Origin of the sequence: Chryseobacterium indologenes (assembly GCF_002025665.1) — a bacterium.
GTDB classification, from domain to species: domain Bacteria; phylum Bacteroidota; class Bacteroidia; order Flavobacteriales; family Weeksellaceae; genus Chryseobacterium; species Chryseobacterium metallicongregator.
The window spans coordinates 1,501,043-1,515,089 of record NZ_CP018786.1 but is presented as its reverse complement, the minus strand read 5'-3'; the positions used below and the strand labels follow the sequence as shown (position 1 = coordinate 1,515,089).

11 protein-coding genes are annotated in these 14,047 nt (G+C 37.1%); 8 read left to right on the top strand and 3 right to left on the bottom strand.

All coding sequences use genetic code 11. From position 1 onward, the window contains the following. The first annotated feature begins 8 nt into the window (after positions 1 to 8). Positions 9 to 1,661 (top strand): RagB/SusD family nutrient uptake outer membrane protein, encoded by a 1,653-nt coding sequence (locus BUE84_RS06880; RefSeq protein WP_079240994.1) that lies wholly within the window; start codon positions 9 to 11, stop codon positions 1,659 to 1,661. A 121-nt stretch (positions 1,662 to 1,782) separates the two neighbouring features. On the opposite strand, the gene BUE84_RS06875 is transcribed toward BUE84_RS06880, so the two are convergent. Continuing rightward, positions 1,783 to 3,168 (bottom strand): OmpP1/FadL family transporter, encoded by a 1,386-nt coding sequence (locus BUE84_RS06875; RefSeq protein WP_238594382.1) that lies wholly within the window; start codon positions 3,166 to 3,168, stop codon positions 1,783 to 1,785. A 54-nt stretch (positions 3,169 to 3,222) separates the two neighbouring features. Then, on the bottom strand, positions 3,223 to 4,323 hold the full coding sequence (locus tag BUE84_RS24195; RefSeq protein WP_099049836.1) for a prolyl-tRNA synthetase: 1,101 nt from the start codon (positions 4,321 to 4,323) through the stop codon (positions 3,223 to 3,225). Between the two features lie 144 nt (positions 4,324 to 4,467). Between BUE84_RS24195 and proS the strand changes: the two genes are divergently transcribed. From proS to dnaJ, 5 genes are all read left to right on the top strand, one after another. Beyond that, a complete protein-coding gene (proS, locus tag BUE84_RS06855) occupies positions 4,468 to 5,943 on the top strand; it encodes a proline--tRNA ligase (protein ID WP_034695259.1) in 1,476 nt (491 codons plus the stop codon). A 118-nt stretch (positions 5,944 to 6,061) separates the two neighbouring features. Next, positions 6,062 to 7,399 (top strand): OmpA family protein, encoded by a 1,338-nt coding sequence (locus BUE84_RS06850; protein ID WP_079240990.1) that lies wholly within the window; start codon positions 6,062 to 6,064, stop codon positions 7,397 to 7,399. Between the two features lie 113 nt (positions 7,400 to 7,512). Further along, on the top strand, positions 7,513 to 8,847 hold the full coding sequence (locus BUE84_RS06845; protein ID WP_079240989.1) for an Nramp family divalent metal transporter: 1,335 nt from the start codon (positions 7,513 to 7,515) through the stop codon (positions 8,845 to 8,847). Between the two features lie 330 nt (positions 8,848 to 9,177). Beyond that, a complete protein-coding gene (locus tag BUE84_RS06840; protein ID WP_409993849.1) occupies positions 9,178 to 9,717 on the top strand; it encodes a nucleotide exchange factor GrpE in 540 nt (179 codons plus the stop codon). Between the two features lie 101 nt (positions 9,718 to 9,818). Further along, a complete protein-coding gene (dnaJ, locus tag BUE84_RS06835; protein ID WP_079240987.1) occupies positions 9,819 to 10,937 on the top strand; it encodes a molecular chaperone DnaJ in 1,119 nt (372 codons plus the stop codon). A 140-nt stretch (positions 10,938 to 11,077) separates the two neighbouring features. Here dnaJ and BUE84_RS06830 read toward each other — a convergent pair whose 3' ends face one another. Continuing rightward, positions 11,078 to 11,962 carry a DUF808 family protein gene (locus tag BUE84_RS06830; RefSeq protein WP_079240986.1) on the bottom strand — a complete coding sequence of 295 codons (885 nt, stop codon included), beginning with the start codon at positions 11,960 to 11,962 and terminating at the stop codon, positions 11,078 to 11,080. A 155-nt stretch (positions 11,963 to 12,117) separates the two neighbouring features. On the opposite strand from BUE84_RS06830, the gene BUE84_RS06825 reads away from it, so the two are divergent. Both BUE84_RS06825 and BUE84_RS06820 read left to right on the top strand, forming a co-directional pair. Continuing rightward, positions 12,118 to 12,600, top strand: coding sequence for a tetratricopeptide repeat protein (locus BUE84_RS06825; protein ID WP_238594381.1), 483 nt, complete (start codon positions 12,118 to 12,120; stop codon positions 12,598 to 12,600). A gap of 28 nt (positions 12,601 to 12,628) precedes the next feature. After that, on the top strand, positions 12,629 to 14,017 hold the full coding sequence (locus BUE84_RS06820) for a serine hydrolase (protein ID WP_079240984.1): 1,389 nt from the start codon (positions 12,629 to 12,631) through the stop codon (positions 14,015 to 14,017). The last annotated feature ends 30 nt before the right edge of the window (positions 14,018 to 14,047 follow it).

Below are 14,047 nucleotides of genomic sequence, written 5' to 3'. Positions count from 1 at the left end.
AAATAATTATGAAAAAAATACTTATTCCCATTCTTATAGTATCATTAACGGCATGTAATATAGACCGTTCACCATATGATTCAAAAGAGTCTGATGTTATCCTGTCGGATGCTACAGGACTGAAAACCATAACACTAGGAAATTATGCATTGCTTAAAGGCGATGCTGATGGCGGTGGCTTTTACAACAACCTATACAGGATCAGTGAATATGGTGGAGATAATATTGATATCAGCGGAACTACCACCGATTCATTCTTTTATTATTATAATTACAAAAGTATTAAAAACAATGCCCGCACCAATACGATCTGGAACTCCGGATACAAGGCTATTATTGGGTGTAACAGAGTAATATCAAAGGTTGCCGAAGGAAAAGACACAGAAACAGATCAGCTCATAGGCGAAAATTATTTCTTAAGAGCTTATGTATACTTTTCTATGGTGAATGTATTTGGAAGACCATATAATCAAGGGACCGGCAATTCCGGAGTTCCTTTAAAACTATCTGACGACGTCAACGATTTGCCTGCCAGAGCCACTGTGGGAGAAATATACAATCAAGTGGTAAGCGATCTTCTGAAAGCAGAAAAACTGATGACTCTGGATAAAAACAACATATATGCATCCAAAGAAGCAGCACAGGCTTTACTTTCCAGAGTCTATTTATACATGGAAAATAATGATAAATCGATAGAATATGCAGATAAAGTCATCAATTCCGGGAAATATACCCTTCTGTCTAAAACAGAATTACCTGCTTATGCTACCAAAACTCCTGAATCGAATACCGAAACCATTTTTGCATTTAAATATAATAAAGATGGAGACTATAGTGATGGCTGGTATACTATAGGCTCTATGTATGCCACTATACAGAATGTGGGCTGGGGTGAAATGTATGCATCTTCTTCTTATCTGGATCTTATCAATCAGAATCCTCAGGATGCAAGACTGAAATTTATTTCTCCTAAATACAGCAGTCCGTTAGTTCCAGTAGCATATTGGGTACAAAAAGGAACCAACTCATCCGGTGCCACCACCTACAGTTATCAATTTCAAAAGACTTTCCAGCAGAATGGAAATACTTATTTTACCATGAATAATATCAATTATCAGGTACAATCTGAAGTAACACCCAACAAAACAAATTATTATTTTGTAAATGCAACCGGTGGAAAAACTTATGTTTACCTGGATAATGATATGGATAAAAGAAACGGATATCCTAAATTTTATGTTTTAAAATGTTCATTACAGGAAGGGATTCCGCAATTGTGGTCTCCGGTTGTTATAAGACTGGCAGAAATATACATGAACAGAGCCGAAGCCTCTGCAAAAAAAGGAAATACTGCTTCAGCACTCGCAGACGTAAACACCATCAGAACAAGAGCTGGAATACCTGTATATAATTCAGTTCCTGCAGGACAAACTGCTCTTGACCTTGTTTTACTGGAAAGAAGATTGGAAATGGCTTTTGAAGGACATAGAAAATACGATGTATTCAGAAACAAACGGGATCTCGACAGACAATATCCCGGCACCCATTTAAGTGGAAGTAATGTATTTTATACTGTACCTTACACCCATAACAGAGTGGTAGAATATATTCCAGAACAGCAAATCCAGATCCAGCCAAATCTGGTGCAGAATCCGGATTAAAAAATGAATATACATATACTTCTATTGTATATTAGTATGAGACAAAAATCAACAAAAAAAGAGGCTGCCCAAACTTTTCGGGTAGCCTCTTTGTATATTTTGATATTTTTAAAGCATCAGACTAGAATTTCCATCCTAAAGTAAGGAAGAAATTATTTCTGTTGTTTTTCACATTACTTACAGCATAATCCTGACTTTCAATAATTTTACTTGAAGAATAATATGATGAATCAAAATTATCTCCCATATATCCTCTCATAAAAGGATTTACATATTTGGAAGAGATATTTTGATAAGATGCATCGATATAGAATGATTTGAAATCATATCCAATACCGAAAGAAAGTGTATTTCTATCACTTAGCATAAGATTGTCGTAAGACTCATCTCCCACAGTACCTGCATCATTAAATCTACTGATTGTAAGTGCATCAAAAGGACTTGACTGGTAAGAATATCCTCCTCTCAATCTGAACTGCTGTACTCTGTACTCAGCCCCTACTCTTACTTCTGAAAGATTCTTGTAATTATCTTTAAAGAAATCATTCAACTCTCTTTCTGCTCCTCCATATACTTTATAATCAGGTTTTGTAAGTCCAAGCGTATAGTCTACATTCAAAGAGAAGTTTTTACTTGCTACAAACGCAGCACTCACCGTTGCTTTAAGAGGTGAAGTAAATTTTCTGTTTTCAGCTCCCATATCGTCTCCATAAACAGGATCATTATAGAAATAATAATTTCTGTCTATTGTCCAGAATGTAGGAGTTTCAAGAGATGCTCCTACCCTGAAGTTAGGGCTCAACTTTCCAATTACCCCTAATGACGCAGAAAAACCTGAAGATCTTTCTGAATACGGAGTATCCTGCTTACTGAATGCTTCTGTAGAACCATTGGCAATGTTTCGGTACAACAAAGTATCATACTGATCCAATGAAGTGTTGAAAAAGTTAAAACCTGCTCCTAAATATAAATTATGATTATAGTTGGCTCCAACTCCAAAACTCATCTTTGACAAGTTACCGTATCTTTCATACATATGCCCCGCCAATGCAGCATCCTTGGTAGGATCAGCTTTATCAAAAGCATAAACAACATTATTATTTCCTGGAGACTGAATTACATTGTCCAGAGTCTGATTAGAAAAATTAATACCAATATTGATAAACTTCCATCCGGTTTCTGTCATCAAAGGAAAAGCAATTACTCCTCCTGCATTCCCAAGGTCACCTTTGGTTTTACTATAATCGATTGTAGATCCTCCTAAAGAACTTTTGTTTTTATTTCCTAAAATAGATAAAGTTCCTGAAACCTCTCCTGAAATAGCGACTCCCAAACCTGCAGGGTTCGTAAGCAAAGAATTTGCATCACCACCCAGCGCACCATTAGCTCCAGCCATCGCATTAAACTTAGCTGATCCCACCATAGGAGTACTTGAATAAACCTCTACTGTATTTCTTATTACAGAAACATCCTGAGCCTGTGCATAAAATGCAGCAGAAATGCTCATTAATACTAAAGATTTTTTTAACATTATTTTTTAATAGTTTATTAATTTGAAAAATTATCTGAAGCCTCCTCTGCCTCCGCCGCCGGATCTCATTCCGCCACCGCCTCCTGAAGAACCGCCTCTGAAGCCGCCTCCACCGGAGTTGAAACCACCACTAGATCTGAAACCTCCTGAATCATTAGATCTGAAGCCTCCGTTATTGTTGTTATATCTTGGTTGTGGTTGCTGATAATTGTAATTAGGTCTAGTTTGTGGCGCAGAGTTACGGAATCCACCATTAGATTGTGTATTTCTGAAGCCTCCGGAATTACCGTTTCTAAAACCTCCAGAATTACCATCTCTGAAACCTCCATTACTATTTCTGAAACCTCCGTTTGAGTTAGTATCTCTGAAACCACCATTATTATTAGTGTTTCTGAAACCTGAATTATTTGTATTCGTTCTGTAAACTGCGTTGGCTACCCCTGTATTCTGGAATCCACCTCCACTAATACCACTTCTTCTGTAAACAGGCCTGTTGTAGTAGCCACCACCCCAGTAACCACCTCCGTAACCCCAGTAAGGATTTCCGTAGTATCCACCCCAGAATGGATCATAATATCCGCCATAGCCGTATCCCCAGTATGGACTTCCCCATCCGTAAGAGCCTCCCCAGCCCCAACCGAATGATCCGCCCCAACCCCAGGACATGCTTGCACCCCAGCCCCAGCCACGGTTCATACCCCAGCCCCAATACGGGCTGTAACCGCCATACCATCCCCAAGGAGATCCCCATCCCCATGAGTTGTCATAGTAGTTAGTCTGAGACCCTGAATAAAGTCCCCAGTCGGAGTCTGTAGCATTAGAGTTCCAATTTGTATTGGTGCCACTCCAGTCATTATATCTGTTTTGCTGTTCTCTGGAATTCGTCTGTGCATTCTGAATTACATTAGAATCCTGATAGTAATCATAGTATTCTCCTACTCTGTTTCCGCTATCATTAATGATAACTCCTTCAGGTAGCGTATCCTTATTGGGGTCGTAATACACCCCATCTGTCTCGCTATACCCTCCCATCTGAGCACCACAAGACACAAGTAATAATCCGCCCGATATAGCCAATATCCCTTTGGATCTTAGCAGACCAAGCAAATTTTTATGTATATTTCTTTTCATGATAACGTAAAAATTTTTAATTTAAATTATATTTGCAATCTGTACCAAAAATGTACCAAAATACTGGTAAAAAAATCTATCAAAAATAGATTTTTATTTTTAGATAACAATAATGTACAAAAGTTAAAAAAATTTTAAAAAATAATGGCAAAATTAACCTCAAGAAGCGAAGATTACAGCAAATGGTATAATGAGCTGGTTGTAAAAGCTGATTTAGCTGAAAACTCAGGCGTGCGTGGATGTATGGTAATTAAACCGTATGGCTATGCGATCTGGGAAAAAATGCGTGATGAAATGGATAAAAAATTCAAAGAAACAGGTCACGTTAACGCATACTTCCCGCTTTTTGTGCCCAAGAGCTTGTTTGAGGCTGAGGAAAAAAATGCAGAAGGTTTTGCAAAAGAATGTGCTGTTGTTACCCACTACAGGTTAAAAACCGATCCGGACAACCCTTCCAAACTGATTGTGGATCCGGACGCAAAACTTGAAGAAGAACTTATTGTTCGCCCTACTTCAGAAGCAATTATCTGGAATACCTACAAAAACTGGATTCAGTCTTACAGAGACCTACCGATATTAATCAACCAATGGGCAAATGTTGTTCGTTGGGAAATGAGAACCCGTCTTTTCCTAAGAACAGCAGAATTCTTATGGCAGGAAGGTCACACCGCTCACGCTACAAAAGATGAAGCTATTGAAGAAGCAGAAAAAATGAATAAAGTATATGCAGATTTTGCAGAAAACTTTATGGCTATTCCTGTAATTCAAGGGTTAAAAACTCCATCTGAAAGATTTGCAGGGGCTGATGAGACTTATTGTATTGAAGCATTAATGCAGGACGGAAAAGCTTTACAGGCTGGAACATCTCACTTCTTAGGTCAGAATTTCGCAAAAGCATTTGATGTAAAATTCACCAACAAGGAAGGAAAGATAGAACATGCTTGGGCTACATCATGGGGAACTTCTACCCGTCTGATGGGTGCTTTAATTATGACGCACTCTGATGATTTCGGATTAGTATTGCCTCCTACCCTTGCGCCAATTCAGGTGGTAATTGTTCCTATCTTTAAAGGAGAAGAACAACTGGCACAAATCAGTGAAGTGGCTTTAGATATTCAGGCTAAATTGAGAGCAAAAGGTATTTCTGTGAAGTTTGACAATGATACTCAGAACAAACCAGGATGGAAATTTGCAGAATATGAGTTGAAAGGAGTTCCTGTAAGAATCGCAATGGGACCAAGAGACCTTGAAAATAAATCTGTAGAAATTGCAAGAAGAGACAATCTGACCAAAGAAGTTCGTTCTATTGATGGACTTGATTCTTATATTGAAGATCTATTGAAAACGATTCAGCAGGATATTTATAACAAAGCATTTGAATTCAGAAAAAATAATATCACGAAAGTGGATACTTATGAAGAATTCAAAAAAGTTCTTGAAGAGAAAGGTGGATTCATCTATGCTCACTGGGATGGAACAGCTGAAGAAGAGGAACAAATCAAGGATGAAACGAAGGCTACGATCCGATGTATTCCTCTGGATAATGATGTAGAAGAAGGAATTTCTTTGATTTCAGGAAAACCATCTAAGAGACGTGTATTATTTGCAAAAGCTTATTAAAAATTTTAACGATTTAGAAAAAAATCGTTAATTTTTAAAGAAATATTCAAAAAAAAATGACATTTGGACGGATTTTTGTTTAAATTTATCTCAACATTAATCAAAAAAATTTATTATTATGTCTTTAAATGTCATTGATTTAATTAAAGGACAATTAGGTCCCGCATTGGTTTCACAGGCTGCATCGCAGTTTGGAGAAAGTGAATCCGGTATTTCTAAAGCAATTGGCGGATTATTACCTGCTGTAGTAGGTGGATTAGCCAATAATGCAGATAAACCTGGCGTTGTGGATGCTATTACACAAGCCTCTTCAAGTGGAATTTTAGGAAATTTATTAGGTGGTTCGTCCAGTAATCCTATTATTTCAAACTTGTTGTCTTCAATTTTTGGAGATAAAGTAAGTGCATTAGTAAATTCTATTGCCAGTTTTTCAGGAGTAAGCAATACCTCTGCAAGTTCTTTGTTAAACCTGGTGACTGGGGCTACAGTAGGCACTGTAGGAAAATATGCAGCAGACAATAACTTGGGTGCTTCAGGTATTTCCAGCTTACTGAATGATCAGAAAGGCATTATTTCTTCTTTATTGCCTGCAGGTCTTTCTTTAGCTTCCTTTGGATTAGGTGCTGAAAATTGGTTTGGCCAGGCAAAAGAAACAGTTTCTTCGGTAACTTCTACTGCTAAAGATAACATCGCTGAAGGTGTGGCTACAGCAAGAGAAAATGTTTCAGAAGGAGCAAGAGAAGTAAGAGAAAGGTTTGAAAATAATAACAATAATAATCAAGGCGGAGGATCAATCTGGAAATGGTTGCTTCCGCTTTTATTATTGATCGCTGCTGCTTATTTCTTATGGAAGCAGTGTGAGAAAAAACAAACCACTACAACCACTACCACAACATCTGATTCTGCAGCAACCAGCTCAACTACAGATACGGCTGCTACAACAGGAACAGCTACAGCTACACCTGCTCCTGCAACAGCTAAAACAGATGAAGACATTGATCTTAATGGAGTGATGTTAAAAGGTTACAAGGGAGGAATGGAAGATCAGATGATTACATTCCTGAAATCCGGAAACTACAAAAATGCAGCTGATGATGCAGCATTGAAAGATAAGTGGTACGATTTCGATCACGTAAATTTCAAAATGGGAAGTTCTACTGAACTTGAAGCAGGTTCACAAGGGCAATTAGATAACTTAGTGGCTATCCTTAAAGCTTTCCCTGATGCAAAAATCAAAATCGGAGGTTATACAGACAAAACCGGAAACGAAGCCAACAATGTAAAACTATCAAAAGCCAGAGCTGAATATATCAAGGCTGCTTTAGTAAAAGCAGGAGTTGGTGCTCAGGTCTTAGAAGCTGAAGGCTATGGAAGCAAATTTGCTAAAGTAGATGCAAAAGCTTCTGATGCTGAAAGAGCTGCCGACAGAAAAATGGCTGTAAGATTTGCAAAATAATCTTTAGAGTCAATAAAAATTAGGTCCCGGAAAGCAATTTCCGGGATTTTTTTAGGTCATGATTTTTCTGTTTACATTTATTTAATTAAATTTGTTAGTCAATTCTAACATTTATGAATTTCAATATAAAAAGCGCCTGGCGAAAAGATAAAACCAACCATTCTTTATCAGAGGTTTATTCATCAATCAAAGTCCCTAAAAATGCAACTTTTTGGAGAAAATATCTTGCATTTGCAGGACCAGGACTGATGATTGCAGTAGGCTATATGGATCCCGGAAACTGGGCTACAGATATTGCCGGGGGAGCTCAATTTGGGTATACACTCCTTTCGGTTATCCTTATTTCCAATATTTTTGCAATGGTTTTACAGCACTTGTCCGTAAAACTGGGAGTTGTTGCAGAAAGAGATCTTGCTCAGGCTTGTAGAGACCACTTCAGTCCTACCACTAATTTTATTCTCTGGGTATTCTGTGAAATAGCTATTGCCGCCTGTGATCTTGCTGAGGTTATTGGTTCAGCCATTGCACTGAACCTGCTATTCCATATCCCGCTAACCTGGGGAATTGTCATTACAACAGTGGATGTTTTAATCATTCTTTTACTTCAGTCTAAAGGTTTCCGATGGATTGAGAGTATTGTAGGAGGGCTTATCTTCATAATTCTGGCGTGTTTCGTGTATGAAATTATCATTTCGCAACCTGCTTTTAATGAGATTCTGGGAGGTTTGGTTCCACAAAAAGAAATCATTCAGAATCCAGCCATGCTCTATATTGCAATCGGAATTTTAGGAGCCACCGTAATGCCACACAATCTGTATCTGCACAGCAGTATTGTACAGACCAGAGATTATACCCGTGATACCGAAGGAAAAAAAGAAGCCATAAAGTTTGCTACTATAGACAGTACAGTTTCATTAATGCTGGCATTTTTCATCAATGCGGCAATCCTTATTCTGGCAGCTGCTACATTCCATACTACAGGTAACGAACATGTGGCGGATATTCATGATGCCTATAAAATGTTAACGCCTATTCTGGGAGCTTCTATGGCAAGCATTGCGTTTGCCATTGCTTTATTAGCATCCGGGCAAAACTCAACATTAACAGGAACTCTTGCCGGACAGATCGTAATGGAAGGTTTCCTGAACATCAGATTAAAACCATGGCTGAGAAGGTTGATCACCAGACTTATTGCTGTAATTCCGGCACTTATTGTTGCCATTCTTTACGGAGAACAGGGAACCACCGAATTATTGGTTTTAAGCCAGGTAATTCTATCCATGCAGTTGAGTTTCGCTGTTGTTCCATTGGTAATGTTTACCAATGATAAAGCCAAAATGGGTGAATTTGCCAATAAGCCTTTCCTTAAAATCTGTGTATGGATTATTTCCATCATCATCATTGTTTTAAATCTGTACCTATTGTACCAGACGTTTACAGGAGAATAAAAAATACAACTATAGTTTTAAAATTGACTATTGGACATTCTTGAGTGAATGGTCAATAGTCAATTTTTGCTTCACAAAGTCAATTTTTAAACTTATGCTACTCAAAATTCACAAGCGAAGCGGATTGACATCTTTACTATTATTAAGGTGAGTAGGCAATGGCCAATTTTTGCTGCGCAAAGTCAATTTTTAAACTACACTTTATCCCGATAAATTCACAAGCGAAGGCATTGACGTATTCACGATTCACCGCTACTCATTTTTCTGCCTTAATGTCCAGATTTTAGATTTGGCAGGCTCTTTGTCAAACAATCAGTAAATAAATATTGAATTATGGAAAACCAGGATATTAACGAAGAAAGCATCAATAATCAGGAAGAAAACAACGTTCAGAATGACGCAACGTCTCAGGACAATGTGACAGCTACTCCTTCTCCAGAGGAACTTTTGGCAGAAGAGAAAGATCGTTACATCAGATTGTATGCTGAATTCGAAAACTATAAAAAAAGAACGAGCAAAGAGAAGATCGAATTCTTCCAGTATGCTAACCAGGAAATGATGGTTTCAATGTTAGGAGTTTTAGATGATTTTGAAAGAGCTTTAAAAGAAATCGCTAAAAACGGAAATCCGGCTGACCTGCAAGGTGTCGAGCTTATCTATCAGAAATTCAAGAATAAACTTACCGAAAAAGGACTAAAAACAATGGAAGTAAAGGCTGGAGACAGCTTTGATGTTGATTTCCATGAAGCGATTACTCAGATCCCTGCTCCATCGGAAGATTTGAAAGGAAAAATCGTAGACGTTATTGAAACAGGATACACTTTAAATGATAAAGTAATCCGTTTTGCAAAAGTAGTAACAGGAAATTAAAATTCATAAATGATAAATGGTGAGTGATAATTGATGAATGTTTCACTTATTAGCTTTACAATATCTTTTATCATTTATCAACAATCAATTATAAAATTGTCATGTCAAAAAGAGATTATTACGAGGTTCTTGAGATCAGCAAATCTGCATCTGCCGACGAAATAAAAAAAGCATACCGTAAAATGGCCATCAAATTTCACCCGGATAAAAATCCAGGAGATAAAGAGGCTGAAGAAAAATTCAAAGAAGCTGCTGAAGCTTATGAAGTTCTGAGCGACGATCAGAAACGTGCCAGATACGATCAGTTCGGTCATGCCGGAGTAGGTGGAAATGGCGGTTTCGGAGGCGGTGGCTTCGGAGGCGGAATGAACATGGAAGATATTTTCAGTCAGTTTGGAGATATTTTCGGTGGTGGTTTCGGAGGATTCGGTGGTGGCGGTGGAGGCCGTCAGCAGGTGAAAGGTTCTAATTTAAGAATCAGAATCAAGCTGAACCTTGAGGAAATGGTAAATGGTACTCAGAAAACCATCAAAGTAAAGAAAATGAAGATGGCAGAAGGTGCCACTTCAAAAACATGTCCTACCTGTAATGGTTCCGGTGTTCAGTTAAAAGTAATGAATACCATGTTCGGTCAAATGCAGACTCAAACTACATGTAGTACTTGTCAGGGAATTGGAAAAGTTGCCGACAAAATTCCTGCAGGAGCCAATGCACAAGGTCTTATCAAAGATGAAGAGGAAATCACGATCAACATTCCGGCAGGAGCAAGAGATGGTATCCAGCTTAATGTAAGAGGAAAAGGAAATGACGCTCCATTTGGAGGTGTTCCTGGAGATTTATTGGTGATCATTGAAGAAGAAATAGATCAGGTAATCAAGAGAGAAGGCGATAATCTTCATCAGGAACTGTATGTTTCATTTGCTGAAGCTGCTTTAGGAACTAAGAAAGAAATTCCTACCGTAGGTGGAAAAGTAAAAATTACCGTTGATCCGGGAACTCAATCCGGAAAGATCTTAAGATTGGCAGGAAAAGGACTTCCAAGTATCGATAGTTATGGTAAAGGAGACATGTTTATCCACATCAATGTTTGGACTCCACAGAAGCTTACTAAAGACCAGAAAGAATTCTTTGAAAAGCAGATGTCCAGCGGAGAAATGGTTGCAGAACCATCCGGAAAGGAAAAAACTTTTTTTGATAAAGTAAAAGATTTATTCAATTAATATAGAAAAAGAGGCTTGTAAAAAGTCTCTTTTTTTTGTTTAAAGTTCAAAGTTTTATATTCAAGGTTTAAATCTAATCATAAAAAATCCTGCACTCTCACGATTACAGGATTTTTTGGTTATTTAATTCTAATTCTGTTTTATTTTTTTGTCGCTAAGGAATAGATTCCCTTTCCTACAGTAAATACGGCAACCGCTGCCAATCCGCCAACAACGCCAAGCGTAAGCTCTTTCAACACATCTGGCCAGGTTGGAAGTATACCATGGAAAAATTCAATTCTATGTAGAAAAATTCCACCAGCAACCATAATTAAAGCAATTGTTCCTACGACTCCTAATATTTTAATAACAATAGGTAAAGCCTTCACTAATAAATGTCCAAGCCTTCCGAAAAACCCTTTATCATTACTTTTCTTTATTAATTTAAACCCTGCATCATCCATTCTTACGATCAAAGCTACAATTCCATAAACTCCGACAGTAGCGATAAATGCAACCAGGCTCGTTACTAAAATCTGCGTAATGAAAGGATGACTTTCTTCCAATACAGTTCCTAAAGCAATAATAACGATCTCAATTGATAAAATAAAATCTGTTGTAATTGCCGATTTTACTTTCTCTTTTTCAATTTCTTCAGAACTTTTTTCGTCTTCTTCAATTTCCTCTATCACTTCATGACCCTTTTTGTCACGGTGAAAAAGAAATTCTATTACTTTTTCAACGCCTTCAAAAGCCAGGTAGAATCCTCCAAGAATCAATACATAATTAATAGCCGGAGCATACAACCAATTAAGTAAAAAAACGACAGGAAGAATAATCAGCTTATTGATAAATGATCCTTTGGTAATTGCCCATAAAACGGGAATTTCTCTTGAGGAAAGAAAGCCAGTGGCTTTTTCTGCATTTACAGCCAGGTCATCTCCTAAAATTCCTGCTGTCTTTTGGGTAGCAACCTTACTCGTAACCGCTACATCATCCATCAATGCTGCAATATCATCCAAAATTGCAAAAAAGCCTGATGCCATATTTTAATAATTTTTTAATCTTTGTTAAGTTCAGCAAAAATAATTATTTAATTCCGTTTTTAGATTCATAATCTAACAATAATTTTCAAAATTATAAGAATCTTTCAACAATCCTTCACTTTCAATATTTTATATCTTTGTTTAAAATCTATTCGATGGATAAAAACTGGGAAAACCAATTACAACGTATATGGCTAAAACTTGGAACTATAAGCAGTGAAGAGTTTATTGGGCAAATTAAAGATCATGTAGAATTACTTACGGAAACGGATTCCCAGGCTATTGCTGATTTTGAAAAAGCCTGCGCTTTTGACTCCACCGGACATGAAAAGGAAGCAGAACCTTTGTACAGATCAGCATTAGAAAAAGGATTAACTGGCTTACGAAGAAGAAGAGCAAGAATTCAGCTGGCTAGTACATTAAGAAATAATGGAAAAATAGAAGAAAGTATCCATATTTTAAGGGAAGAAAAAGCCCATTATTCTGATGAACTGGATGATGCGGTAGATTCTTTTTTAGCCCTTTCCCTTTCTTCAGCAGGAGAATACAAAGAAGCACTGTCTTTAGCATTGAAAGCAATATCAAAACATTTGCCCAGATACAATAATTCTTTGAGCCGCTACGCTGAAAACCTGTAATTTTAATCGTTTTTAAAATCTGATACCTATGCAACGTCAATTTCATATTTTAGTTTTAGGATGCGTGTTTTGTTTGTTCAGTACATTATCTACTCTGAAAGCTCAGACAGAAGATCATCTCACCACTATTAACCAGGGAAGCAAGAAAGAGGAAATAGACAGCATTATAAAAGCATTTGCTGCAATTAACAAATTTAATGGAACTGCTTTGATTCATTATCAGAATAAAAACATCTTTGAAAGATCATACGGCTGGCAAGATGCGGAAAAAAAGATTTCCAATCAGGACAAAAGTATATATCAGATTGCTTCTTTAACCAAATCTTTCACAGCCCTGGTCATTGTAAAGCTAAGCGAAGAAGGAAAGCTTTCTTTTAAAGATCCTGTCTCAAAGTTTATTCCTGATTATCCTAGAGGAAATGAAATTACTATCGAACATCTCCTTACTCATACTTCCGGAATTTATGAAGTATTGAGAAATAAAGAGTATTTCAATCTTCTTCACACCGGAAAGTCTATACCAAAAGATAAAGAACTTTCATATTTTAAAAATGAGCCATTGGATTTTGAGCCCGGCACTCAATTTTCTTATACCAATTCAGGCTATATTATATTGGGACTCATTATTGAAAAACTCACAGGACTTTCCTATGAAAATGCTGTAAGAAAAATCATCTTAAATCCTCTGAAGATGAATCATACCGGATTTAATTACATGGCTTTGAAAAGTCCGCACAAAACAGTTCCTTATTCTTATATTTCAAAGACAAGACAGGAAAAAACTGAAGTATGGAATTCCACATTAACGGGCCCAGCAGGACAAATATATAGTACTGCCGAAGACCTGTACAATTACTATATCGGATTGAGAGATTATAAAATTGTATCCAAAGAAGCTTTTAAAAAAGCTACCACACCATATTTAAGCGGTTATGGCTACGGTTGGTTTATTGATGATCTTTACGGGAAAAAACTCATTAACCATGGCGGAAATATAGAAGGCTCTACAAGCTATTTTGCCATGCTTCCTGAAGATGACCTCTGCATTATCCTTTTGAACAACATTACAAGTAAAAAGCTGGAGAAAGCTGGAAATACTATTTTAGCAGCCCTGTTAGAACAGCCATACACACTTCCAGAACCCAAAAAAGAAGTAATATTGAACGCAGATGTACTAAAAAAATATGTGGGAGATTATCAGCTTCCCGATGATAGCATTATTCATATTCTGTACGAAAACGGACAGCTTTTTATGCAGAACAATAAAGATCCTAAGGTCAGAATTTTTGCTGAAAAAGAAGATGCATTTTTCCTGCAAGATGATGACACTGAGATTTCTTTTATTTTCAAAGAAGGTGAAAAAGGCATTATTACCATCAAAAAAGGACTTTCATCAAAGACCGCAGAAAAGCTTTAATTAAGTATTGATTACGTCATAATCAATAGA